General features: G+C 33.8%; 24 protein-coding genes and 3 pseudogenes. 9 read left to right on the top strand and 18 right to left on the bottom strand.

Features of this window, described 5'->3' with window-relative positions:
* Positions 1-69 precede the first annotated feature (69 nt).
* The 3 genes from ACIP9W_RS03560 to ACIP9W_RS03550 all read left to right on the top strand — a co-directional run bounded on the left by ACIP9W_RS03560 (position 70) and on the right by ACIP9W_RS03550 (position 2,812).
* A complete protein-coding gene (locus ACIP9W_RS03560) occupies positions 70-309 on the top strand; it encodes a hypothetical protein (RefSeq protein WP_400786096.1) in 240 nt (79 codons plus the stop codon).
* A 210-nt stretch (positions 310-519) separates the two neighbouring features.
* Positions 520-1,704: a nucleotidyltransferase domain-containing protein gene (locus tag ACIP9W_RS03555; RefSeq protein WP_400786094.1), complete on the top strand. Its 1,185-nt coding sequence runs from the start codon at positions 520-522 to the stop codon at positions 1,702-1,704.
* Between the two features lie 118 nt (positions 1,705-1,822).
* Positions 1,823-2,812, top strand: a complete 990-nt coding sequence (locus ACIP9W_RS03550; RefSeq protein WP_400786092.1) for an IS4 family transposase — start codon at positions 1,823-1,825, stop codon at positions 2,810-2,812.
* Positions 2,813-3,021: 209 nt separating this feature from the next.
* Here ACIP9W_RS03550 and ACIP9W_RS03545 read toward each other — a convergent pair whose 3' ends face one another.
* Positions 3,022-3,147, bottom strand: a complete 126-nt coding sequence (locus tag ACIP9W_RS03545) for a hypothetical protein (RefSeq protein ID WP_400786090.1) — start codon at positions 3,145-3,147, stop codon at positions 3,022-3,024.
* Between the two features lie 56 nt (positions 3,148-3,203).
* Here ACIP9W_RS03545 and tnpB (ACIP9W_RS03540) point away from each other — a divergent pair, with 56 nt between their 5' ends.
* The 4 genes from tnpB (ACIP9W_RS03540) (at position 3,204) to tnpB (ACIP9W_RS03525) (ending at position 4,851) form a co-directional block, all read left to right on the top strand.
* Positions 3,204-3,374, top strand: a complete 171-nt coding sequence (gene tnpB / locus ACIP9W_RS03540) for an IS66 family insertion sequence element accessory protein TnpB (protein ID WP_400786088.1) — start codon at positions 3,204-3,206, stop codon at positions 3,372-3,374.
* A 242-nt stretch (positions 3,375-3,616) separates the two neighbouring features.
* A complete protein-coding gene (locus tag ACIP9W_RS03535) occupies positions 3,617-3,802 on the top strand; it encodes a hypothetical protein (RefSeq protein ID WP_400786085.1) in 186 nt (61 codons plus the stop codon).
* A 609-nt stretch (positions 3,803-4,411) separates the two neighbouring features.
* Positions 4,412-4,600, top strand: coding sequence for a hypothetical protein (locus ACIP9W_RS03530; RefSeq protein WP_400786084.1), 189 nt, complete (start codon positions 4,412-4,414; stop codon positions 4,598-4,600).
* On the top strand, positions 4,597-4,851 hold the full coding sequence (tnpB, locus tag ACIP9W_RS03525; RefSeq protein WP_400786081.1) for an IS66 family insertion sequence element accessory protein TnpB: 255 nt from the start codon (positions 4,597-4,599) through the stop codon (positions 4,849-4,851). Before ACIP9W_RS03530 ends, tnpB (ACIP9W_RS03525) begins: the two co-directional genes overlap by 4 nt.
* Before the next feature lie 160 nt (positions 4,852-5,011).
* Here tnpB (ACIP9W_RS03525) and ACIP9W_RS03520 read toward each other — a convergent pair whose 3' ends face one another.
* From ACIP9W_RS03520 to ACIP9W_RS03505, 4 genes and pseudogenes are all read right to left on the bottom strand, one after another.
* Positions 5,012-6,055: a tyrosine-type recombinase/integrase gene (locus ACIP9W_RS03520; RefSeq protein ID WP_400786079.1), complete on the bottom strand. Its 1,044-nt coding sequence runs from the start codon at positions 6,053-6,055 to the stop codon at positions 5,012-5,014.
* Positions 6,048-6,560: pseudogene (locus ACIP9W_RS03515) on the bottom strand (tyrosine-type recombinase/integrase); the annotation flags it as partial. The gene ACIP9W_RS03520 and the pseudogene ACIP9W_RS03515, both read right to left, overlap by 8 nt.
* A 15-nt stretch (positions 6,561-6,575) precedes the next feature.
* Positions 6,576-7,016 carry a hypothetical protein gene (locus tag ACIP9W_RS03510; RefSeq protein ID WP_400786077.1) on the bottom strand — a complete coding sequence of 147 codons (441 nt, stop codon included), beginning with the start codon at positions 7,014-7,016 and terminating at the stop codon, positions 6,576-6,578.
* Positions 7,013-8,275, bottom strand: coding sequence for a site-specific integrase (locus ACIP9W_RS03505; protein WP_400786075.1), 1,263 nt, complete (start codon positions 8,273-8,275; stop codon positions 7,013-7,015). The genes ACIP9W_RS03510 and ACIP9W_RS03505 overlap by 4 nt, the downstream gene beginning before the upstream one ends.
* Positions 8,276-8,578: 303 nt before the next feature.
* Here ACIP9W_RS03505 and tnpC point away from each other — a divergent pair.
* Positions 8,579-10,144: pseudogene (gene tnpC / locus ACIP9W_RS03500) on the top strand (IS66 family transposase).
* Between the two features lie 845 nt (positions 10,145-10,989).
* Here tnpC and ACIP9W_RS03490 read toward each other — a convergent pair.
* Positions 10,990-12,225, bottom strand: coding sequence for an O-antigen ligase family protein (locus tag ACIP9W_RS03490; RefSeq protein ID WP_400786073.1), 1,236 nt, complete (start codon positions 12,223-12,225; stop codon positions 10,990-10,992).
* 197 nt (positions 12,226-12,422) lie between these two features.
* Between ACIP9W_RS03490 and ACIP9W_RS03485 the strand changes: the two genes are divergently transcribed.
* Positions 12,423-12,590: a DDE-type integrase/transposase/recombinase gene (locus ACIP9W_RS03485; RefSeq protein ID WP_400786071.1), complete on the top strand. Its 168-nt coding sequence runs from the start codon at positions 12,423-12,425 to the stop codon at positions 12,588-12,590.
* Between the two features lie 127 nt (positions 12,591-12,717).
* Here the strand turns inward: ACIP9W_RS03485 and ACIP9W_RS03480 are convergent, their stop codons facing one another.
* The 12 genes and pseudogenes from ACIP9W_RS03480 to wecB form a co-directional block, all read right to left on the bottom strand.
* Positions 12,718-13,545, bottom strand: coding sequence for a transposase (locus ACIP9W_RS03480; RefSeq protein ID WP_400786069.1), 828 nt, complete (start codon positions 13,543-13,545; stop codon positions 12,718-12,720).
* A gap of 121 nt (positions 13,546-13,666) precedes the next feature.
* Positions 13,667-14,005 carry a transposase gene (locus ACIP9W_RS03475; RefSeq protein ID WP_400786866.1) on the bottom strand — a complete coding sequence of 113 codons (339 nt, stop codon included), beginning with the start codon at positions 14,003-14,005 and terminating at the stop codon, positions 13,667-13,669.
* Positions 14,006-14,034: 29 nt separating this feature from the next.
* On the bottom strand, positions 14,035-14,373 hold the full coding sequence (locus ACIP9W_RS03470; protein ID WP_400786863.1) for a transposase family protein: 339 nt from the start codon (positions 14,371-14,373) through the stop codon (positions 14,035-14,037).
* A gap of 676 nt (positions 14,374-15,049) precedes the next feature.
* A pseudogene (locus ACIP9W_RS03465) lies at positions 15,050-15,218 on the bottom strand (IS1595-like element ISSpps1 family transposase); the annotation flags it as partial.
* A gap of 224 nt (positions 15,219-15,442) precedes the next feature.
* Positions 15,443-16,438 (bottom strand): UDP-glucose 4-epimerase GalE, encoded by a 996-nt coding sequence (gene galE, locus ACIP9W_RS03460; RefSeq protein ID WP_400786861.1) that lies wholly within the window; start codon positions 16,436-16,438, stop codon positions 15,443-15,445.
* 53 nt (positions 16,439-16,491) lie between these two features.
* Positions 16,492-17,658 carry a nucleotide sugar dehydrogenase gene (locus tag ACIP9W_RS03455; RefSeq protein WP_400786067.1) on the bottom strand — a complete coding sequence of 389 codons (1,167 nt, stop codon included), beginning with the start codon at positions 17,656-17,658 and terminating at the stop codon, positions 16,492-16,494.
* Positions 17,659-17,724: 66 nt separating this feature from the next.
* Entirely contained in the window at positions 17,725-19,176 is a 1,452-nt protein-coding gene (locus ACIP9W_RS03450) for an oligosaccharide flippase family protein (RefSeq protein ID WP_400786065.1), read from the bottom strand.
* Positions 19,177-19,872: 696 nt separating this feature from the next.
* Complete coding sequence (locus ACIP9W_RS03445) at positions 19,873-20,673, bottom strand: glycosyltransferase family 2 protein (RefSeq protein ID WP_400786062.1); 801 nt, start codon at positions 20,671-20,673, stop codon at positions 19,873-19,875.
* A gap of 55 nt (positions 20,674-20,728) precedes the next feature.
* Positions 20,729-21,850, bottom strand: a complete 1,122-nt coding sequence (locus ACIP9W_RS03440) for a glycosyltransferase family 4 protein (protein ID WP_400786060.1) — start codon at positions 21,848-21,850, stop codon at positions 20,729-20,731.
* Positions 21,847-22,932 (bottom strand): glycosyltransferase family 1 protein, encoded by a 1,086-nt coding sequence (locus tag ACIP9W_RS03435; RefSeq protein WP_400786058.1) that lies wholly within the window; start codon positions 22,930-22,932, stop codon positions 21,847-21,849. The genes ACIP9W_RS03440 and ACIP9W_RS03435 overlap by 4 nt, the downstream gene beginning before the upstream one ends.
* A 129-nt stretch (positions 22,933-23,061) precedes the next feature.
* Entirely contained in the window at positions 23,062-24,261 is a 1,200-nt protein-coding gene (locus ACIP9W_RS03430) for a glycosyltransferase (RefSeq protein ID WP_400786056.1), read from the bottom strand.
* Positions 24,261-25,388 (bottom strand): non-hydrolyzing UDP-N-acetylglucosamine 2-epimerase, encoded by a 1,128-nt coding sequence (wecB, locus tag ACIP9W_RS03425; RefSeq protein WP_400786054.1) that lies wholly within the window; start codon positions 25,386-25,388, stop codon positions 24,261-24,263. The genes ACIP9W_RS03430 and wecB overlap by 1 nt, the downstream gene beginning before the upstream one ends.
* Between the last annotated feature and the right edge of the window lie 2 nt (positions 25,389-25,390).

The following is a 25,390-nucleotide window of genomic DNA, read 5'->3' as shown; positions in this document are numbered from 1 at the left end:
ATAGCCATTCATACACTAATTAAAGCGGAATAGATACATAATGCCCCATTAAATCGATAAAAGTAGGTGTTGAAAATCGAAGCTTATATGGTGAACAACTATTATATTTTTACTAATTTCAATGATTTATCTTCTCATATTCACGACGTCGTTCATTTTGCAAGGCCCATGTTTCAAAACAATAGTCACCCCTTCTCGATTATTACTGGAAAAATACATCGGGATCAGATGATGTTCGTAAACGATAATGGTGAAACTATTCCTCTAGTGTATGAACAAGAAGATGATTTTTACTATTCAGCACTATGACAATTATTCAAACTGTACTTATTCCAATTTCAACTAAATCTTACTTAAGATATATGATTCCCAAATCCTATCACTGCTTTTTCACACTACACCACGTAATTTCTAACACAGGTTTGCGATTTTATATGAACCTTATATACAACATCCGCTTCTGAAGGAATCGATGGATTTACATTAGGACCAAATTCTTTAAAACTAAGGGAGAAAATTATGGAGAACAAACTTAACCTATCTAAAGTACCGAAAGAAATTCTTTTTATTTTGGAATTATTGGAAGATGACAACAAGGGGCAATTTCAAAAAAAGAATCGTCTATTATATAGCAATTTAGATTGGCAATTATTCATGGATTATGCAATTCATCATCGTCTCTATCCAGTGCTATACAATAAATTAAAGCAACTTGACGAACCACTATTTCCTAATTTTGTTTTACAATCTTTTAAAGAACTATATCAACAAAATACCTTTAAAATGCTTCAATTGAGTAGAGAGATGTCTTCTATTAATAATCTCCTTTATGAAAAACGTATAAAATCTATTTTTTTGAAAGGACCAATCCTTGCAGAAGATCTATATGGGGGCTTTTCCCTTCGTACATCTAAGGATATTGATTTTTTAATTCCGATTAATCAAATTGATGAAGTAGAACAATTATTAGTGTTACAAGGATATAAGAGAGAAGACAATTTTGATAGAATTTTAAATGATTGGAAATTTAGAAGTCACCATGTTACATATTTTCATCCTTATAAACAAATTACTGTGGAGGTACATTGGCGACTTCATCCAGGTCCCGCAAGAGAAACAAGCTTTCAAGATCTATGGAGTCGAAGAAGAGAAAATAATATGACAGCATCACCAATCAATTATTTAGGTAAAGAGGATTTATTTCATTTCCTTGTTGTCCATGGAGCAAGACATGGTTGGTTTCGCTTACGGTGGTTACATGATATTCACCAAATCATGAAACAGTCTCTAAATTGGGATTTAGTGTATGCATTGTGCAAAAAAAATCATCATGAACCTCACGCTGGACAAGCGCTTATATTAGCTTCCCAGTTATTTGGAACGAAATTGACCAATGATTTACATGTATTGATAAATAATAAACAAGCTTATCCATTAGCTCAAAAAGCCATCTTTTATTTAAAGAGAATGGAGAACTTACATTCACCCACTGTTTCCAAAGATATCACTCAATTCCATAAGCACTATCTATTATCATTCAATACCATACAATCAAGATGTTTAAAAACGATAAGTAAGTTATATCCTTCTTCAACAGACGCATTAATGTTACCATTACCCAAATATATGCACTTTTTATATTTTCCTTTGAGACCCTTTTTATGGGCATGTAGAAAAGTGAAAAAACCTGTTTTGTTAAAGTAACATATTAAAGCATGCGTGTTGATTAGCTAGTTTTTACCAAAAATTAAATACAAAAAGAGAGATGCTTCTTGTAAAATGTTAGTTACGACACAAACATTAACGAAAAGAGGCATCTTTCATGAAAAAGCATACCATTTCTCTTCAATTAATTCAAAAATTTCTTTCAAAAGAGGAGTTAGAAACGATTTTACAGGAATTCAATCATATCGAAACTGCGCGTAAATGTACGACGTATGTTTTGCTTTCGTACCTAATTCATGCAACAGCGAATGAATGGAAAAGCTTGCGTCACGCAGCTGATGTAGGTTCGAGTGCAGGATTAATTTCCGTCGATCACTCTTCTCTCTCCAAGCATATGAAAGCATTGGATTATGCCATTATGAAACGCATTTTCGATGTGATTGTGAAGAAGCTCAATCGTGCTGCACGTCGAAGTATTAATCTGCCGAAAAAACAAATGCTTTTGGTAGATTCAACAACAGTGACAGTTGGCAAAACACGTTTACCCTGGGCACTATATCATGGTCAAAAAGCAGGCATTAAATTACATGTATGTTACACAAACGCTAAGGGTATGCCTCTTAAAATCATCGAAACAACTGGTTTAAAGCATGATGGTCCGATTGGCATTGAGTTAGAAGATCCACGCTTCATCCTGGTTGGTGACCGTGCCTATTTTCCTATTGAAAAGGTCGATCGTTACGTAAAAGAAAAACAGGACTTTGTACCCCGTTTAAAAGAAAATATTACACTTCACAGTAAAAAGTCACTGACGGGAACACGTCCAGAAGGATCGAATGTCGTGGCAGATTTCACCTGTATCATTGGTCTAACACCAAAACAAACCGAAAAACGACATCGGGTCGTGGAGTTTTTAGACCACGACGGTGATATGATTCGTGTGATAACGAGCTTACGAAACATAACAGCCCAAGAAATTGCCGATATGTACAAATCTCGCTGGGGCATCGAAAGCTTTTTCCGCTGGATCAAACAAAATTTGAATGGGCCAGTGTTGTTTGGTACGACCGAAAATGCGGTGTTCAATCAGCTTTTCGCAGCCAACCGCTTACGTTATTCTCAAGTGGTTACACACACAAGGAAATAAACAACCTTTTTGCAAAACCCTGTCATTTGCAGGTTTTTTACGTATGCTTCTTTGCGATACCATGCAAAATGAATGGAAACTCGTACTACAAGAAATCACAAGAAATAGGCTAATCGTCTATGGAATTGCTGGATAAATTTAGTTAATCAACACGCATGATATTAAAGGATAGATATCATCTATTTTATAGTTAAAACAAGTTCTCAATTTTACTTTAAAAAAGCTTTATCCATTTTTATTACCGTTTTACCCAATAATTCTTTAAAATCTTCTTCCACCACAAAAATTTGCTCGATCAAAATGGCACATGCGGCAATCCCCTTCAACAGTGGCATAGATCAGCGTATCATTCAAACCGTTATGAGGGAGTTGAAACATCTATGAAACAGGATTGTACAAGCGAAAAAACATTTACATCGTTTGTGGGAAAACGCATATGCGGAAAGGAATTGATGGATTGGCTACGTTAATTCAAGATTCTTTTGAGCTAGATCCCTATAGCGATTCCATTTTCTTATTCGCTGAATGGAGTAAAGAACAGTATAAATTGTTTGTAATTTGATCGAGATGGCTTAGTCATGCTTTATAAACGTTTGGATACCGGCAAACTACAATGGCCTAGACGCGCGTAATCTTTCACAGAAGGAGCTTCGTTGGCTTCTTAATAGCTTATCCATTCAGCAGCCAAAGGCGATTCAACCATCTTCAAAATATGTATTTTAATTTTTTGATTTTCATCTTTCTTCCATTATCAAAATTCGTTATAATAAGAAGAACGAAATAAAATGGAAAGTGGTGAAAGACTTGGCAAACGTATCTTCTTCAAATGAAAAATTAATTCGACTACTTGAAGAGCAACCGGCTTATTCGAATCAACAGAACCTAGAGCTTTCAAAAAAGTTGGGTGAAACTTTGAAGCAAAATGAAGCGCTAGCCGAACAACTTACTTCACCAATTAACAAAGATTCTATATGGATCTCAATCAGATAAAACCAAATACAATGTGCCCGACGGCAAGGGTCATTATTTGATGATGACTCGTCTTTTACTGATTCTGAGTACACAGAAGAACAAAGCCAGCAGACCGTTTCTTATACTGTTGTACGAAACATTCAAAAGAAAAAAAGAAATGATTCGTTGCCTGATGATGTGAAAATAGAGACGATGCACTATCTTCCCACACGTACAAACTACGACTGTTCCCAATATCAAATGACGAAAATCGGTCATATCCTTGGGCGTGAAGAAGCCAAATGTATACCTGCTAAAATAATGAAAGTACAGCATTTTGAGTATGCGTATGAATGTATACACTACAAGGGTGATCTACCATTCAACATAGCATCGCAAGCCCTAACGTCCTTGCCATAGTCATCTATGATAAATTTGTACAATACTGACCTCTTTACCGGCAGGTAAAGGGGTCAGTATTGTTTGCGATGGTTATTCTGCCGACGACAAGTTGGAAGGTAAGCGTCAAAGGAAAGGCAAAACGAGAACAAGTGCCTTCAATAGTAAGCCCCCAATCAAATAACGCATATTTTTAAAAAGCATCTCTTAGTATGATTGATTTATCAACTTGAAGGAGGTGCTTTTCTAATGTCACAAAAACCATTGATGATAGTCCCCGTAAGTTTAGATCCAGCCTCCGAAACAAATCTACCGGCCGCTTCTTTTACTTCCTTCGGCTCTTGTTCTATCAAGATTGGAAATGCCGAAGTCACTTTCCAGAATGGCGTGGAAGAGCGCCTCATCCAGATTGTCATAAGGGAGCTGATCAATCGATGAGGCAGGACTATACAGAAGTTAAAAACATCTACATCATCTGTGGGAAAACAGATATGAGAAAAGGAATTGACGGTCTGGCTACGCTTATTCAAGACTCTTTCGAGCTTGATCCGTACAGCGATTCCATTTTCATGTTCGCAGGATTGAAAAAGGACCGGTATAAATGCCTTTATTTCGATGGGAACGGCTTCGCCGTGTTGTATAAGCGATTGGATAGTGGAACCCTACAATGGCCAAGAAATGAACGTTAAGTAAAGAATTTGACGCAGCAGGAGCTACGCTGGTTGCTTATCTGGAATTCTGAATAAGCAGCCTTATGCCGACTAAAAAATTATCCCGACTTTTTTCTAACATCTACATACTTAAGATAGTTACCTTTTTATTAGTCGGAATAATTCTCTCATTTCAAAATCATTTTAATCCATACAACTTACGTATCATTTCATCATCATCTTTCCATAGGGGGACAAGCATTTCATTATTAATATCAAGGTTAATGGTTGCTTTTTCTATAGCTTTTCTTTTCATTTCGGTATCTGCTGAAGCATAGATCAAAGTTGTTTCAGGATCCTCATGTCCAAGGAATTCCGAAAGTAGTGGTAATGGCATACCGCTTCTGTACAAATGCATTGCTCTACTTCTTCTAAACATATGAGGATGAACTTTACAAGGGACTTTTGAACATTTATCCCGTGCTTGTTTAGCATATTTACTTATGAATTTGGCAACATTATCATCTGACATCTTCATTTTTTCACCACGATGTATAACATAGAATAAATAATCCTCTGGATTATAACTACTGTGAAATTTCTTTAAATATGTCCTGTAAATCTCCATAGTTTTATGCATCAAAGGAATAGTTCGTTTCTTTCGTCCTTTCCCGTTTACAAAGATATAGGGAGTGTTATTGTTTATAACATCTTTCATTTTGATTGATAACATTTCACTGTTACGAGCTGCCGAATCATACATTAATGACATGTAAAAACAGTCCCTGAGTCCGTTTTTATTTGATTTAGTGTCAGGACAGGAGAGTATTGCTTTGAGTGCATCTTCCGACATGAACTCAATGGTTTTGTTTTTATCGACCTTTCTTTGTGGTATGGTAAGTAGCATACTGTATATTGATGCATAAGTTACATCTTCGTAGGCGATGTATTTTAAAAAACTCCTTATGCAAGAAAGCCTTTGATTAATTGTTGAATTTCCGCAATTACGGTCTTCTTTAAGCCAATCAAGAAATCCTGTAGTGATCTTGATATCTTGAAAGGTTTTAACCTCAATCTTTTTCAGTGGAATTTCAAGCTGTTTAGTAGCGTAATCTATAAGTAAATTCAGGGAATCTCTGTTTGACTGTATAGTATTTTCACTAAGATTTCTATGCCTTGGCATGAATTCTGTCAGATATTTACGTGCATATTCAAAAAACTTCATAGAAGCAACTTTAGTCATCACACGATACCTCCGGTATTAAGGAATTAAATTTATTCCAGTCAAAGTTTCTATTTTTTCTCAAACCTTCTGGAAGCAGATGAATGTAGTAGTAAGTGCTTTGAAATTCAACATGTCCCATGAATGAACTAAGATAAGGTAGAAGTGCAGTAACATCCTCTCCTGCATCAAGCCATTGCATTATTATTCTGGTTGCATAATTATGACGAAAATCATATACCCTTGGAGTTGTTCCTGTTTTTTTATCTAGTCCTGCCTCTTTCCAATATTTTTTGAGTTGGTTTGATATCCATCTTCTCCTATAACTATCTTTTATTGACATATGAAGAAACCATTGTCTGTTAGGAAATAGTTTATCGGCTATCTGATCATATTTTTTGCATACTTCATTCAAATCTTCCGTCATACTAATTAAGCGATCTCTTTTTGATTTTGAATTGTAAATAAAAATAGTTCCTTCATTTAGGTTAACATCATATCTCCTAAGATCTCGTAGTTCATTAGGACGAAGTCCGCACCCTTAAGCCACCCTAAAAAATACTGGTACTGTATATTCAGTAAACGGGGTACCGTTATTATGTTTAATGTTATCTATGGTGCGGAAGAAAATTGTAACTTCCTCGTCGGTAAATATATACGGTGTATATGGTTCATAGTCTCCAATTAAATCAGAGGGTAATATATATGCATTTTTTCCGGAAAAGTTCATATACTTTCCTAATTGTCGGATTGTAATCTGCCTATGCTTATGCATGTTTACGCTTTCTGTTTCTCTTTTCATAGCCCATTCCATTACCAGTTCTTTTGTCAAAGTATCCAAATTGGGGTATTTCAAAGAACAGAACTGATCAAAATTATAAAGTTCAGAAGAATAGGAATAGCGGTTATAGCCCATAGATTCTCTGAACTTAAACATATTTGTGATTATAGTTGAAAACTTACTTGTATATTCATAATTCATGATAATCCATCTTTTAGGACAGGAATACCATCCAATCCAAGGCAGCATTTCTTCATACTTTCTATGTTATATGATAAATAGCTTTTAGTGGCTTCTGTATTTGTATGTCCTAAAAACTCGGCTATGACGGGCAGTGGAGTACATTCTCTGGACATCCACGATCCCACGCTTCTTCGTAATGCATGAAATGACTTGCCAGTGTTCTCAAGATCTTTCCCCATTTTGGTAAGATATCTTTTCATCATGGTATTACCAGACGAATGCCCTTCGAGCTTTGTGTAGGGAGGAACATTTCTTAGGAATATCCAGTCTTCATCTACATTTGGTCTACCATTCAATATATAATCTGCCATTGCATTTCCAGCAAAAGCACTCAATGGTAATACCAAGGTATTTCCTGTTTTCACTTGTTTCAACTTTATATCATTATTAATCCAGTCTATGTCTTGTAACTTCAGGTTGTATATATCAGAGGATCGTAGTCCAGTGTAAACAGCAAGAACAATAATTGCGTAGTCACGTTTACCATTTCCAGTTGAAGTATCAATTGATGCCAGTATGCTAGAAACTTCTTCCTGCGAAAAATGCGGAAGCACTGGTTTGCGTCTTCCCGCTGGTTTCAGCATATTGAAATCTATTTCTAGTTTTATATATCCTTCTGCATTTAGAAAAGCAAACAGTCTTTTGAGCATAAGAACATTCTTATCAATACTATCTTTTTTATTTTTTGCATCCGATAAAAATTCTTCGATACATATACGAGTAATATCTGCAATATTCAATATTCCATTTTCCTCTAAATATATCCAAAGCTGTCTACTGTTTAACTCATATCCCATTAATGTTCTGTGTATCATATGACCGGAAAGGCTCTGTAAAAATTCTTTGTGAAGCTTTTTATAACATTTAGGAATATACTTCTCGTATTTTCTGTGCCTACCCATCCGTACTAGCATACCGGTATGATATAACTCTTCACACAAATCAACTGTATTCTGCATATACAGATATCGATCATGTGATAGTTCGCAGGCATCAAGTCTAACTTTTTGCATATTGAGCCAACCATAAAGTTTATCTGATGAATACATTTCCTTATCACGTGAACTGCCTGAAAAAGCCCTTCTGATCATTAAAATTCTGGTATAGATAGTACTAGGATAATAATTAAGCTTTTTCATCTCATCCTCAAATAGTGTAATAAAATCACCCATTAAAATCTCAGATGAAACTTTGTCTTTGGGATAATAAATATCCATTTGAATTACCTCTCTTCCAATGTGACTATCAGGAAAAATCCTGATATCACATTTTTCCCAAAAGAGGTATAAAATATTAATTATACCGACCAATTTCAGCATCAACCTAATAAAAGTTTTAGCTGAGTATTAAAAATCGGAATAATTTTTTAGTCGGCATAAGGCTGCTGGAAGGTTTGTCTATTCAACAGCCGAAAGCGATTCAGCCATCACTACAAGGAGCATTCTAAATTTAATCTTTCATCCGTTCTTCGAACTATATATAATAGAAGAAATAAGACAGAACGGAAAGAGGTGAGTGAAATGGCAAACGAATCTTCAACCGAAAAGATCATTCAATTATTGGAGGGACAATTGTCTGTCGCAAATCAGCAGAACCAGCAACTCTCTAGACAAATCGAATCGCTCACCCACCAAGTGCAGAATCTTACCAAGCTTTTGTATGGATCTAAAACAGAGAAATCCAAGTACAATGCGCCCGACGGGCAAGGGTCACTTTTTGAGGATGATCCTTCTTTTACTGACTCTGAGCACACAGAGGTACAAAGCCAACAGACGATTTCCTATACTGTTGTCCGTAAAGTCCAAAGAAAAAAACGTAATGATCTCATGCGGGATGACATCGAAACTGAAGTCATCCATTATCATCCGGAAAGTATAGAGTGTGCCTGTTGCAGTCACCAAATGAAAGAAATCAGCGGAACGGTGATACGGGAAGAAGCGGTATTCATCCCTGCGAAAATGAAGAAAGTACAGCATATGGAACATTCCTATGAATGTACACACTGTAAACGTGATGTATCCCTACCAGCCCAAATCATTCGCGGCAAGGCTCCACAGCCACCTATTCAACGAAGCATTGCTGGTCCCACCGTCTTAGCCAAAGTCATCTATGATAAATTCATTCAATATTTACCCCTTTACCGCCAGGTAAAGGAATGGGAACGCCATGGACTGATGACTAATGACAAAAACTTGTCCAATTGGGTGATTTCTGCGGCTGATAAATGGTTGTCGCCTATATATGAGCGGATGAAAAGTCTGTTGAAGTGTAAGAACGTACTGCATGTTGATGAAACGTACGCCCAGGTAATTCACAGATCAGACGGAAAATCTGGCCAGAAGAACGCTTATAATTGGGTATGTCGGACTTTACCGGTCCAAGGACCTGAAATGGTCCTTTTTCAAAGTTCCCTATCGCGTTCCCGTTAAGTATTGAAAAACTTCACTCACGGCTTCAAAGGAACCATCATTTGCGATGGCTATTCTTCTGCCTATGGCAATCTGGAGGGCGTTACTTTTGCCAACTGCTATGCGCATGTACGCCGATACTGGCTCAAAGCTGACAGTAAGAATGGTCGGATTGGCGTAGAATATTGCGATAAGCTTTATCGGCTTGAACGGAAGTTCAAACATTTGCCTCCCGGCAAACGGCGAAAAATGAGAAGAAAGTATTCGAAGCCGATTGTTGAGGAATTCCTCCAATGGGTGGAACAGTCCCCATTCTATGGGAAAAGTGCGCTTGCCACTGCAGCGGACTATACGCTGAACCGTGGGGAAGGATTGAAGGCTTTCTTAAATGACGGCCGAATTGAAATCGATAATAATCCCGCCGAAAATGCCATCCGCCCCAATGTGATTGGTCGAAGGAATTGGCTATTCTCGGTCAGTGAAGCGGGCGCGCAAGCGAACGCCATTTGTTTAAGCCTCGCAGAAACGGCTAAAATTCATGGGGTTGATTTCTATGCCTATCTCAAAAAGCTGTTGACGGATTTGCCGAACCTGAATTTTCAGCAGATGCCAGAGATATTGGACGACTATCTGCCATGGTCAAAAAACATCCTGCTTTCATGTGGAAAGCAAAGATAGCCCTACATTCGAAGAAAAAAATCTAATGTCAGGGCTATTCGTGATGCACACCGTATAGGTGTGATTTTTTATATTTCGGGCTTACCTTCAATACCTACAGCATGGCCATGCTATTGTGGTCAAGCTCACTAAAATTCAATATCAGTGAGTATTAAGGACAGATTGAGCCACTAGATGCAAGAAGAGTACCATTTTACCTTTTATATGGGTTTTGTTCATCTTTTAATGGGCTATCGTTAAGCTCGGATGGCTTGACGTCGAGCCTCTGTGGGCATGAAACTTGCGCCAGAGAACCAGCTTAATCTAGCTGGTCCTGCCAAACGAGGCTATCATGCCCGCTGCTCGATATAAAGCCTAACTTCGATGACGTATACCTCAGTACACTCATTGTAAGTAAGATTCTAACCTAATTCGAGTAGCCGGCTTTTATGTACGCAAAGCATGGCTTTATTCTCCGCAATCGACGGGCTTAATTTAACGCACTACTGGCTCATTTGGGATGCAATATTCATATTATCATAGTCTTCATAATTTACATCCTTTGGGAAATATCTCTCAACAATAAGGCTACGTAATGTAGAGACTGTTAATGAAACGTCCAAATCAACTAATTCTTCATCACTGCAATCGGCTTTTAGATTATGGACATTCCGAACAACGTCTTCACACTCTAAAATATGAAATGGCTGTATTTTTTAACATAATCAGTTCATTTTTCACCTTTAGAACCTCCTTGTTTTTGACAAGCATTCTCAAATTAAATTTAGTAAATGTTTCTCCATTACTCTAACTTCGACGTATCATCTGTTTTTAATAGGCTTTAAATTGATAATTTTGATAATACTCTACTTCGCAGTTTGATCCAATCGTGTGGAATTATTATTATTTTTAAGGTAATAACCAAGCAAAAGCCATGATATTGAAACTGTAGTTAATGGTCCAAATGGATAAGTATATTCAAATATACTAATAACTACCATAAACAAAATTAGATATAAACTCAAATCATGCTTTTTCTTAATAACAATTTTAAATATAACGAATACCCAAAGATAAATATAAAAGATTGTTATTGGAAGTACCCCTAGTAATCCGTAGTTCAACCATGAATTCAGTAAGTAATTATGTGGTGTTTCAAAAATATTTGAGGATAAATATAGTTCTCCAAAAAAAGGTGAAGTTTTTAAAAACTGTAAAACGTTCATATATACATCTGCCCTACCCGCACTTAAAGAGTTTAGATCTGATGTATCGTAATTCAGAAAAAATGAGCGATAAAGTGTATCAACAACAGGATCAAATATATTTGTGTTTATCACAATTGTAGATAAAACAATAATCGTGATTGGCATAAGTAAGATGCCCTTATTAAATCGCTTTTTCATCTTTATTTTAGATAGCAAAAATACTAATAAACAAACTCCTAATGCCACAATCCCTGACCTATTTCTCAATGCAAGCAAGCTGGCAATATTAATTATAAAAATAATAATCAATACATTTTTATTTATTATCAAATTGGTTTTATAACTCCTGCCGAAAAAGCTAATTAAGGACACCATTGCAACACTAGCAATAAAAGGTCCCACCTGATTTTTTGATGAAAAGTAGTATTGTCCCGATATTTGAAAGCCACTTCCATAAAAAAACACTACAAAAACCCCAAGAACAGTTACTGAAATCATATACCGTAAAATTAACTTACTCATTTGATTTCTATTAGCATTACTCTTAAACCCCATATACAATATAACAAAAGGCATTGCAAATTCAATTAAGGCTCCTAAAATTAATTCGCTTTTAAAAAAACTAATTAATAAAAAGAAAATTACAGAAAGGTAAATTACTATGGTATAAAAATTTAGAAAAGAGTTTCTTGTAAAACTCGGATTAGCGCTTATTATTGATAGAAGTGTCAAAATAAAAATTAAATAAAGAGATATCCTTAACAATGGATATATCCCTGATTCAATAAAGAATTGTAAGACTACTGTAGTAAGAATACTAAGATTTAACATAAATAGGGCAAAACTTTCGTTTTTTATACCTTTACTACTATCTCTTATGCGCGACGCTGTCATATAATAATTCTCCATTTCCTTTTTGATATATTTTACCACAATAATGAAAGTGAAATAGAGAATTTATAAACCCTTTTTAAATTTATAACGAGATAAGTAAGTTACCTCAAAACCCTACCACGTTGTTTAGCAACTTGTTTCCAAGTGTATTCCGACAAGAACTTAATAGCATGATTAGTTAACAGATGGATCTGATTTTGGACTTATTTAGTAAAAAAGCAGTTGGCTGGGAAGTATGGAAAACAGAAGAATCCAAAAATGCGGAAGCACTCGTGAAAAAAGCGGTGATCAAGGAAAGGATTCAAGGAGCACCACTCATGTTACATACTGACAATGGTAGTCCGATGAAAGCTGAACATTCCTAGTGTTACTAGAGAAACTGGGCATTCAAATCACCTTTTTAAGACCGGGGGTCAATAATGATAACCCATATTCACAATCGATGTTTCGAACACTTAAGTATCGTAAGCGTCAAATAGGTTCTTTCCATCGTTAGTTGAATTTACGGGATTCGAGCAATAATAGTTTATTCCGTAGAAGTTCAAAACTGTTTCTGCCATACATGATACGTTTAATGGTTTTTAATTTATTTACACTGCCTTCAGCTAATCCGTTATTATAGGGTAACGTGCATGCATTTTCAACCGCATCGATATCCTTTTTTATGCCATTGAGAAAACTAGTCAATTCATTTAAGTCAAGGGCTGCAGCCTCTGAAACCCATGCATGTAACAACTCTTTATCTCCTGATTGCAGAATTTCTTTGAAGCGCCAAACCAAGCGAAGTAATGTACCGACTAATGGATACTTCTGGACAACGTTTTTTACTTGTTCTAGGGAAATTGCTTTCACTTTATTTAATGGCTTGTAAAGTAACTTTACAAGCCATTTTCTTGCCACTATTTCCGTCGGTCCATCGGTGATTTCATCTTCCAGATCACTTTGCAATCTTTTTTCTTTCGCTATGAATTGTCTAATTGCAGCTTCTGTGCCTGTATATCCTTTTATACAAATGTAAGTATAGATTTCTTTGTAGGTTGTTCCTTTCGAGCGTAACGCAACCACTTCATTTCTAAATGGGGACAGTTTTCCAGTACGCTGTACACCATATTGACCATGAACAGGATTGAAATTGGTCGATAAATAATTTTTTATTGTGCGTTTTGTATAGCCTGTCTCATCGGCTATTTTTCTAATACTATATCCTTTTTTCTGTAAATCTTTCACTTCTTTAACTTTATTCATAGTCTTCTGGATTGCTTCATTATGTTCACGTCCACGTTGATCATCTGAATCTTTAGGGATGTCTTCTTCTCGCATTCTGATATATTTTCGAATCGTTTGATGGCTGCATTTTGTCTGTGATCGGATATCTTGTATAGTGCAACCTTGGGATGCCAAGGACTTGACCCAGAGGGTTTTAGTGCGTCGTGAAAGTTTACTAGTTAACAGTTCGTTCATCGTTCTGTTCCTTGGTTATTGGAATGACAATTCGTCCGGCTACAGCTTTATATATGTAGAGTGTGATTGCGTCCGTCAAATTTTTCACTAAGTGAAATCGATCACTGATATGATTGGCATCAGGGTGAGCTTCCCGAATCGCAGCAGCATAGGTAAGAGAGCCATCTCTTGAGACATATTTTATATCGGGAAATAGAGAGAGCCAGATAACCACGTCTTCTTTCTCTCTTGAATCTATGAGATCAATGACCCTACCATCGGCTAGGTCTACCATGATGGTGCCGTAACTCTTTCTCTTTTTCATTGCGAAATCATCGATACGAACGGCTTCAATATCCTCTTTATTTACTACCAGTCCGCTTTTTTTTGATAATTACAGATTGTACTCTTTTTAAGATCGACTACGTGTTTCGATAGATAACACGATGCCGAGACAGAGCTTTGTGTCAGTGAAACTTCCAAAATGGTTTCTTTCAATCGTTGGGTTTTCTTCGCTTTATTGTCTATAAAAGAAAATGTTTCGGCAAATGTCGTTCGATCACATGATGGATTATCACAAAACATTTTTCGATTAGATAGCGTAATAATTACCTTTTTATCTTGGATCGGCAAATCTTGAAAAATTCGGTTATAGTGAGAGTGGACTCTAGAGGATACACTTTGACAAAAAGGGCACACACATTCCATTCGAGTAGATGTCACAAAAAAATAAATGAAATCTGAAGTTATATCCGTACTCGTACATATCAAATTTTCGTCAAGTAATGTGATGAGTTCATCCATAAAGCAATCCCTCCTACATTCTTTTTTCACTTCATTATAACAGAATATACCGTCAATTCAACCAACTGTGGAAAGAACCTACTTGACGCTTACTAAGTATCGTCCGAATTTTTCGCACCAAGGTTTCGGATCACTGGAAGAGTCGAGAAGATGGGCAGCTCAATTGTCCCAGATACAACGAAGTTCATTTACACAGCGAGCTTAACTTCATAAACCTATGCACTGTCACAAGGGATCACATGTGGACATACTAGAAAAACGAAAAAAAATGTATAAAACGGCAAAAGAAAAGCATCGGGAGCGTTGGGCATGGGAGACACGAGACTGGGCACCCTTTCAACAAGTCGCGCTCCCCCTAATGTGAGATGAGGAGAAAACAGAAGCATTGGTTAACCCGTAATTCCTCCTTACCCTGGTGGCTTGAATGGAAAGAAACGCTCTTCCTTTCCATTCAAACCACCAGGCCAGCAAGCACAGCGCACTAGCCTTGACAGAATTAGGGTTTACAAGATTATAAAAATATGTATTATAAATCAACTAAACTACCTAAATATGACAACTATATTGACAATCACCGGCAACAATGAGAATCATGTGAATACTTCCTCTCTCTTAATTCACCAATTAATATAACTTGTTGTGGAGCAGACGTCGAGAAATGACGAGTTAAAAAAACCTAAAATCGTTTCTGTTTTACTATCGTTTAAAGAGGAAATATCAGCTTTTATGTTTGCTAAACTCTTTTGAATTACCCCTCTTATTATAGTTAAAATCCTACAAAAAGGATTGTAATTCCAAAATAAACCAATAACTTTAACATAATTTTTTAAAAACACGAGTAAGAAAATCCCATTTACTCAAATTATAATCCTAAGCATCGATAAACAAATTTAAGCTAAAAAACACAAAAACATTAGCCTAGTTTCAGGTAAACCCGACGTAATCATTATATCTAGACGGGTTATTCCCATTTCTATTCTTTATAATTCTTCTCAAACCGCCAGGAATCCCAGCACATGGCGATAATATCGCGTTTTGCTGTCCAGCCTAGTTCCCTCTTTGCCTTTGATGCATCGGCATAGCATGAAGCAATATCCCCTGGACGGCGATCCACAATTTCATAAGGTACTTCAATACCATTAGCTTCTTCAAAAGCTCTAACTAATTCTAGTACACTAGTACCTTTACCTGTTCCCAAGTTATAGATATGAACACCTTCAGTTAGATTTTCCAGTGCAGCAACATGGCCCTCAGCAAGATCTACTACATGGATATAATCTCTTATGCCCGTACCATCAATAGTTGGATAATCATTTCCGAAGACTCTTAATTTCTCAAGTTTACCTTTGGCCACTTGAGTCACATATGGCATAAGATTATTTGGAATTCCATTAGGTGCTTCACCGATTAATCCACTTTCATGAGCACCCGCTGGATTGAAATATCTAAGGATTGATACCGATAAAGTAGGATTTACATTTGCTATGTCAGTTAAAATTTGCTCACTCATGACTTTTGTTTCACCATACGGATTAGTGGCTGGTAAGAGATCCATTGTCTCTACAAACGGTACTTTATTATTTCCATAGACTGTTGCCGAAGAGCTAAAGACAAATCTATTCACACCATATTTCTTACAAGCTTTTGTAAGAACCATTGTACTCACGATATTGTTGTAATAATATTTTAGTGGCTTTTCTATAGATTCACCTACTGCCTTAAGTCCGGCAAAGTGAACAACACCATCAATCTTATAATTTTTAAAAATAGCATCAACAGCTTCTACATCCGTTACATTTATTTCGTAAAAGGTAACTTCTTTACCAGCAACATCCATAATTTTCTCAATGTTTTCACGTTTACTGTTACAAAGATTATCAGCAATAATTACTGAATGCCCTGCTTCCATAAGTGCTATACAGGTATGTGAACCTATATATCCAGCACCACCGGTAACTAGTATATTCATCATTTTCACCACTATTCTTTTAGATTGCAATATATTTTTAATAATGTATAATATTAATCTCTACTAAATAAATCTCTCGTATACACTTTGTCTCCAACTTCTCGTAAATCCTCTGACATACGATTTGCAACGATTACATCGCAAATATTCTTAAATTCCTCAAAGTTATTAACTATTCTAGAATTAAAGAATGTTTCTTCATGAAGGGCAGGCTCATAAACAACCACCTCAATACCCTTCGCTTTAATACGCTTCATAACACCTTGAATAGCCGATTGTCTAAAGTTATCTGAATCCATTTTCATAGTAAGCCTATAGATACCAACAATCTTAGGATTCTTCTTTATGATATTTTCTGCAATATGGTCTTTTCTAGTTCGATTGGCGTCTACTATAGCTGCCATGATATTATTTGGAACATCTTCATAGTTAGCCAACATCTGTTTTGTATCTTTTGGTAGGCAGTAGCCACCATATCCGAAAGAAGGATTATTATAATGATTACCTATACGTGGATCTAAGCCAACTCCATCAATTATTTGTTTAGTATCTAATAACCTTATCTCTGCATAAGAATCGAGCTCATTAAAAAATGCTACTCTCATCGCAAGGTATGTGTTAGCAAATAGTTTAATTGCTTCTGCTTCTGTTGAATTTGTATACAACACAGGAATATCTTCCTTAATAGCGCCTTTAACTAATAAGTTAGCGAATACTTGAGCTCTATCAGATTGTTCACCAACGATTATACGTGAGGGATGTAGGTTATCATACAAGGCCTTTCCTTCACGTAAAAATTCAGGAGAGAAAATAATATTGTCGGTTTCAAATTTCTCTTTTATTTTTTCCGTATAACCAACTGGAACTGTTGATTTGATTACCATTATAGCATCTGGGTTTATTGATAATACATTTGCGATAACCGCTTCAACTGTTCTAGTATTAAAATAGTTTTTCTCCGAATCATAATTTGTGGGTGTAGAAATTATTACATAATCAGCATCTTTATAAGCTTTATAATTGTCAGTAGTTGCTGTTAAATTTAGTTTTTTCGTTGTTAAATATTCCTCTATCTCGTTATCAATTATTGGAGATCTTTTATTATTAATCATATTTACCTTTTCTTGAATAATATCAAGAGCTATGACTTCATTATGTTGAGCTAGCAATATTGCATTGGATAACCCTACATAACCTGTTCCAGCGATTGTTATTTTCATATATAATACATCTCCATTACTTTTAAATTATTGATTTCTAAAGGCTTTAAAATATAGTTATTACTATTAACCTTTATCCATCCTAGTCTTGAACTTTTTAAAAAACTGCATTGCTACTTTCTCCCTAATTAATAGAAGGACAATAATATAAAAAAGCCCCCCTAAAACTGTGCTAACGACAAAAGAAACCAGCATATTATTAATAATATAGTCTATATATGAAACCAATCCCCCCATTGGTAAAGCTACAAAAAAATAACTAATAGATGACTTATTTACAAATCGGATATCGCTGTATTGCAATTTCTTTTTAGCATAGAAGTATCTAATACCTACTGCTGTGATTTCTGCGACAACTTGGACAATAGCAGCGCCCAGAAGACCAATTAAAGGAATTAATATTATATTTAAAATTAAACTTAATATGCTAGTCCAGGCTGCAGCATATAAACCAAACTTCTCTTTCCCAGAGGCTACTAAGACTTGATACTGAAGATAAGAAGATAGCGGTGATAAAATTATTGTTAATGCAACCACTTGTAACAAAAATGTTGCCTCTAAAAATTCAGCTCCACCTAATAAATACATAATATTAGAAGCTAAACATATACAACCTATAGCAATAGGGATACTAATCAACAAAATATAGTTTGGAACCTCTGCCAAGAGCTTTCTAAACTTAAATTTATCAGTTTTCATGTAATACGATGCACGAGGAAGAGTTACATTTGTAATCGCAGTTGAAATAGAAACTGCCATTCCAACAATAGCTTTAGTTCTATTCATAAAGGCGACTGATTTTGTATCTATCAAAAATCCTAAAAGTATTTGATCTAAATTAGTATAAATACTTACTATAAATGTATGGAAAAAAAACACCCATAAATGTTTAATATGTCTTAAAGGATTTATATCATTAAACTGTAGTTTGAGAAATCTCCTGCTATACAGATAATTCAAAACTCCACCTAAACCTGTTGCTAAAACACTGATTAAACCAAACATTACATAATGATCTGCTTCGTTTACAAATATAAACATGCATACTAAGGCAATTACCTTTATAATTGTATTTCGAATCATAATATAACGATACTCTTCAATTCCTTGAAAAAACCAGTCAATCGCAAACATATTCAAAATAACGCTTAGTGCCATAATTGAAAAAAGTGGAAGTTCAGATTTAAATTCCCCTAAATTAATAATTGCCAATAGATACACTATTGTTACAACTAATGACATTCCTCCATTAATTATAAAAATTTCTGAAAATACTTTATTTAAAGCCTTTTTATCGTCCCTTACCTTGGCTACTTCTCTAACACCATAGGTTGCTGTGCCAAAAACAGCAAATAAAATAAACCAGCTTACAACAACTGTTGCAAAATTTACTTTCCCTAGATTTGTTGCTCCTAATACTCTCGATACATACGGTGCCGTGATTAAAGGATATAAAAAGTTTAGCCCAGTATATATAAAGTTATAAAATACATTTTTAACTAATGATTTTTGTTTCATGGTTTAATACCCTGACAAAACATAACTTTTTCCTCACTTTTTACCGAAACTAATGCCTAATATTTGTAATGTCTAAATAGATACTATACCTTAAAATTGTGATTGTGAAATAAATCCAAAAAATAAATTGTTTCTATGAAGAAAGAACATAAAAAAAAGGCACAGAAAATTGTGTTCACATATTGTAATTAATTTTTCTTTAAAGAAATATGCAAATAAAAAGCTTATAAAAGTAAGAATTATTTCAAAATTAACAGTACCTCCTTAATAACTCACCGAAGTTAAATAATCAGACAATACTTTGAAAATCCATTTAAGACTTGAGTATTGTCAAAATTATCGTCGACGTTGTGACTAAAACATACTTTTATTTTGGACGTACTTGTTTAATTTAAATACTATAGCAATCGCAATGTACTATATTAGAATATAAAATGAGTAATATAAAGGATGTTATTAAAAAAATATTTTAGGTTATTTGTAAGATAGATGCACGCATTAAAATCTGTACCAACATTATCTCGTAAATCTGATGCTTAAAATATTTATATTGAATAAACAATTTTTCTATATGCTTTATTTTATTGTATCCCTAATTAAAGGGTGACTTAATAGTAGAACCAATTATTATTAAGTAAACTGACTTTACAACTTCCAATTCAAATAAATAAGTAAAAACAGCTTCCTATACTATATTTATATTTTTTTAGTTTTTTTAATAAAATCGTAAATTTTTGTAGGGATTCCATGAAAAATACTTAGCTTTACATTTTCTTTTTCCCATTTCTCGATTATTTCCTTATTTCTTTCATTTATTTCGGAAATTTTTTTTTGCATAAAAAAATTGTTACCATCTACGACTCTTTCAACTAATATTTGATTAATTCCATAAATAGCATTATTATTGGCTATCTTTAATAAAGTGAGGTAATCAATACCTGAAGAAACCTCTGTTGAAAAACCACCAACTTTATCCAATGCTTTCTTACTATACATAATACTACTGTGTGGAAAAGGCATTCCTATAAATAATCTCCACATAGGGAATTTATTTTTAAACAAGATTCCATATTTCAGATAGTGGTCAGTCTTATCACCTTTATTTGTATGATAAGTTTTAAAAGCAGTACCCAAAAGACCAAACTTGTCTTTATCTTTAATATTTTTATCAAAATAGTCTAGAGAAGTATAAATTCGTTGCACATCAGATATATCATCAGCATCATTAATAAAAATAAAATCTCCTGTACATTTAGAAAGTCCTTCATTTAAAGAATAACTTCTCCCCATATTTTTACTCCGATTAACAAATACTATTCTTTCATCTTTTTTGGCTTTTGTATTTATAATCTCACTCGAATTATCAGTTGAACCATCATTTACTATAACAAATTCAAAATCCTGATAAGTTTGGTTAAGGATACTTAAAATACTTTGTTCAAGATAACGATTACCATCATTATAAACTGTCATCAAAACAGATACTTTTTTATACATTTAATTTACTCCTTAATAGATTCTTTTAATTAATTCAAATCTAAAATTCAGAACTTTAAATAAACTCAAACTTACTATTTTCTTTCACTTTTAAAATTTCTAAATGCTTATTTACCATATTTTCAATAGTGTATTTCCTTATAACTTCTAAATTTTGATTTGACATATTGTTTTTTGTTTCCATATCTTCAAGAATTATATTCATTTTTTCTGATAACTCTCCACTATGATCTACCGGGACAATAAACCCGTTTCTATAATTTTCAATTAGCTCTATACCCGCAACACATTTATCTGTAGTTATAACAGGAAGCCCATGACACATGGCCTCATTTATAACAAGACCCCAAACATCTCCTCTGGTTGGCAGTACAAATAAATCCGCAGCTTTATAGTAATTCTTTAATTCCTCTTTTGTTTTAAATCCAATAAAATGTACATTGGTAAGATTATATTTATTTTTCAACTTCACGTATTCATCAGTTGGATTACCACCCACAATATACACACCTATATCTTTTCCTATTTCGTTACAAGCATTTAATAGTACATCAAAACCTTTGCCATGTATAAATCTACCGACCGAAAGAACTACCTTTTCTTCCTGTATATTTAGTTGTTTTTTAAGTACTGATTTTTCATCTGCCTGAATAACCTCATTTAATATGTCTTCCCTCTTGAGGGATGTGAAAGGATAACGATAAATCTGTTCTCTATCAGCTCCATAATAAACCAGAAAATCATCAGAAGATTTGCTAGGGCTAAAATAGCCTTTGGCATTGGAAATCAAGAAAGATTTTAATTTGCTTTTGAAATAATTTTCATCAGTCCGAATTAATCCCCCATCAATCTCCAGGTAATACGGGATTTTTTTAAACTTTAAAGTCAATAATGCAACCATTTCAGTTAGATACGCATAACTTGTAACTATAATTACGTCATAATAATTTTTTTTTATATATTTTAATATACTCCAATCAACTTTTTTTTCTTCTATGTTACTCTCTTTTAAAAATTTTGCTTTAAACCACTTTATTTCTTCGAGGTTCCAATTAAACTTAATTTCGTTAGCTAATTTAGCTTCAAATATTACAGTAAGATCAACAGCTTTTCCTAACTCATTAAAGAAGTCTATCCTATAAGGTGAGGGTATATTACTAATAATTAAGACCTTCATGCTTTCACTCCTGATAATTTCAAGTAAATATTCTCTAATCTTTGAGATTCATTAACTATTGAATATCCTGCGTTTATAAAGTAGTCGTAGTTAATATTTCTATTTATATTCTCCTTTACATCTAATAAACTATTAACCCATTTTTCTATAGGAGCATTTAAGCTAATGAATTGAGTTTCACCGCTAATATTTACTTCCCTGGGCACCTCATTTGAAGTAATACACATTAATCCATTAGTCTGAGCTTCTACTAGCACGATACCTAACCCTTCAAAATGAGACGGCAGACAAAAAACATCAAAAGCATTCATAATTCTATCTACATCATCTTTAATTCCAGCTAGAATTACTTTATCCTTAATATTCAATTCTAATATTTTTGTTTCAATCTTATTTCTAAGATGTCCATCTCCAATTAAAAAAAGTCTAGCATTAGGTTGTACTTTCAATATATCTTTAAATATATCTAATAGAAAAAAATGATTTTTTTGATAATCAAATCTTCCTACATGACCAATAACAAATTCATTCTTCAAATCATACTCTCTTCTAATATTTTCTCGAGTGAGATTATCAAACTTATATTTATCCAAATCAATAGCATTCTTTATATAGATAACTTTATTATCATCAACATTTTCATTTCCAAATAACCATCTAGCTGCTGGCTCAGAGCAAGCAACATAATGGGTCGCGTATCTTGAAACATTTTTTCTAGCGTATTCATTAAGTAAATACTTTATTCGATTATTCGTTAAGTGTTGAGTATTATGACTATGAGCAATTCTAATAGAAATTCCACATTTCTTAGCTTGTTTTAAAACAACCATGCTCATAGCATCCATATGAGAATGAACAATTTTATATTTTCCACTACTAAAAATTTTGTTCAATGCATTTACATTACCAAAATAATCCTTGCTTTTTACCGGTACATTATAAATTCTTCCACCCATATTAGTTATTTCATCATCATATACTCCCTTTTCAAATCCATGTACAATAAAATCAACTTGGATTTTTTCTTTATCAAAGTATCTATAATAATTCATCATGAAAGATTCTATACCGCCACGACTCATTATGCCTCCGTTCACATAGAGTATTCTTATTGGTTCCATTTAAACACCTCAATAAATACTAAATATTTTCAATTCTAAATAGTAATCCCCAACCTATAAAATATACTATTTAAAATACCTTCTATAATTTTAACAAGTTAGATTCTCATATAACTTAATATATTCTAAATATTTATTTTCACTTAAAAATTCTTCTTTAACTCTATTTATGCAATTTTCCTTATAGTCAAGATCTGTTTTTTTCAATTTTATTACTATATTCATTAACTGTTCGAAATTTCCCTGTTCAATTACAAAGCCTGTATTTTCGTCAATACTTTCTGCACTTCCTCCAGTATCAAATGTAATAACTGGGATGCCGCAGGCTAAAGCCTCTAAATTGGTAGTAGGAAAATTATCCTCAAAAGTTGGGTTCACAAAAACATTTGCAGCAGAATAAATTTCTACAAGTTTTTCAATATTATTAGTTTGTGTTATACCAATAATATTCTCAGGAAGCATTGATTTTTGATTTTCTGTAAGACCAACTACAACTACTTGATAATCATTATTAAGATGTTTAGATAACTGAATTAAATAATCTAACCCTTTTCTTTTATCCCACCTAGCCACACCAAGTACGATAAAACTTTTTCCAATATTATACTTTTCTCTGAAATTACTTTTAGTTGGTTTAAATACATCTAAGTCTATACCATTGTTAATAGTCTTAATTGGATAAATTCCTAAGAAAGATTGCTTAACTAAATTTGTTAACCATTTCGAAGGTGTGACAATAGTTAAATTATTTAAACCTGTAAATAGTTCTTTCTTATTAAAAAAGTTTTTTTCTGAATTATCGAGAAATAAACTAACTGGATATTCTTTTTTTTGTGGACAAGACTGACAGTTTGTTTTCCACTTATTGCATTTAATGTATTCGAAGTGAACACAATGACCGGTAAATGCCCAGCAATCATGCAATGTCCATACAACTTTTTTGTTCGACTCTTTTAAATATTTGAATAATATTTCGATATTTATATAATAACCATGTAGATTATGTAGATGAATAATATCTGGATTAATTTCTTTTACTTTTTGAATAAATTGTTTTGTTGCTGACTTCGATCCAAAACCATGTAAATCCAGCAATCTTGTTTCAGCAACATGAGTATAGTTATCTAATTTAGTACCTATTCTTATTGTGTTTAATTCTTCTTGCGCTGTACCCCTACCATATGCAATATAGCTTTCGTGTCCTTTTGATTTTAAAATCCTACTAATATTTGTTGCAATACGTCCTGTACTTCCTACTCCACAAACTGAGTTAATTTGTAATACTTTCATTAGTTTTTACTCCAAACAACCCGATTCACATAATCTGTATAAGATAAAATTATCCTAAGTACCTTTTCCGCTACATTGGGCATACTATAATCCTCAACGAGTCTTAATGTTTCTTTTTCTTGTGTTTCTAATATTTCTAACCCCTGTAAAATTCTTTCCTTCTTTAATCCCACCATCATAACAGAACCTTCTTCCATCGCCTCAGGTCTTTCATGAGCTTGTCTGATATTAAGTGCTCTAAAGTCAAGAATTGAAGATTCTTCACTAATGGTCCCACTATCACTAAGAACAGTTTTAGCTTTAATTTGAAGCTTCACATAATCATTAAACCCTAAAGGTTTCAATGTCTTCACCAATGGATTAAACTCTATCCCTTTTGCATTTATCATATTTTGCGTTCTAGGATGTGTACTTACAATCACAGGTATATTATACTTATTTGCAACTGCATTTAAGCTATCTACTAAATCCAAGAAATTAGTTTCTGAATTTATATTTTCTTCTCTATGTGCAGATATTACAAAATATTTTCCTTCTTTAAGGTCTAATCTCTCTAAAACATCTGATTTCTCAATGTCATCTTTTCTAGAATTAAGAACTTCGAACATTGGGCTTCCCGTCTTAATAATTCTATCAGCAGGTAGGCCTTCTCTTAACAAATACTCCCTTGCAATATCGCTATATGTTAAGTTAACGTCAGCCGTATGATCGACAATTTTTCTATTCGTTTCTTCCGGTACTCGTTGATCGAAACAGCGATTTCCCGCTTCCATATGGAAAATTGGAATATGTCTTCGCTTAGCTGCAATTGCACATAAACAGCTATTCGTGTCCCCTAGAACTAAAAATGCATCTGGCTGCACTTCTTCTAATATCGGATCAATCTTAATAAGAATATTTCCTACTGTCTCAATTGCTGTTCCAGTAGCAGCATTCAAAAAGTAATCTGGCTTTTTTAGATTAAAGTCCTTAAAAAACACTTCATTTAATTCATAATCATAGTTTTGACCGGTATGGACTAGTGTATGTTCTATTGCATTTGATTCACCTAATTTATTTATAACAGCTGACAGTCTTATAATCTCTGGTCTGGTACCTACAACTGTCATTACTTTTAATTTTTTCATTT

Source organism: Psychrobacillus sp. NPDC093180, assembly GCF_044754065.1.
Lineage (GTDB): Bacteria > Bacillota > Bacilli > Bacillales_A > Planococcaceae > Psychrobacillus.
This window is presented reverse-complemented; position numbering and strand designations above follow the sequence as displayed.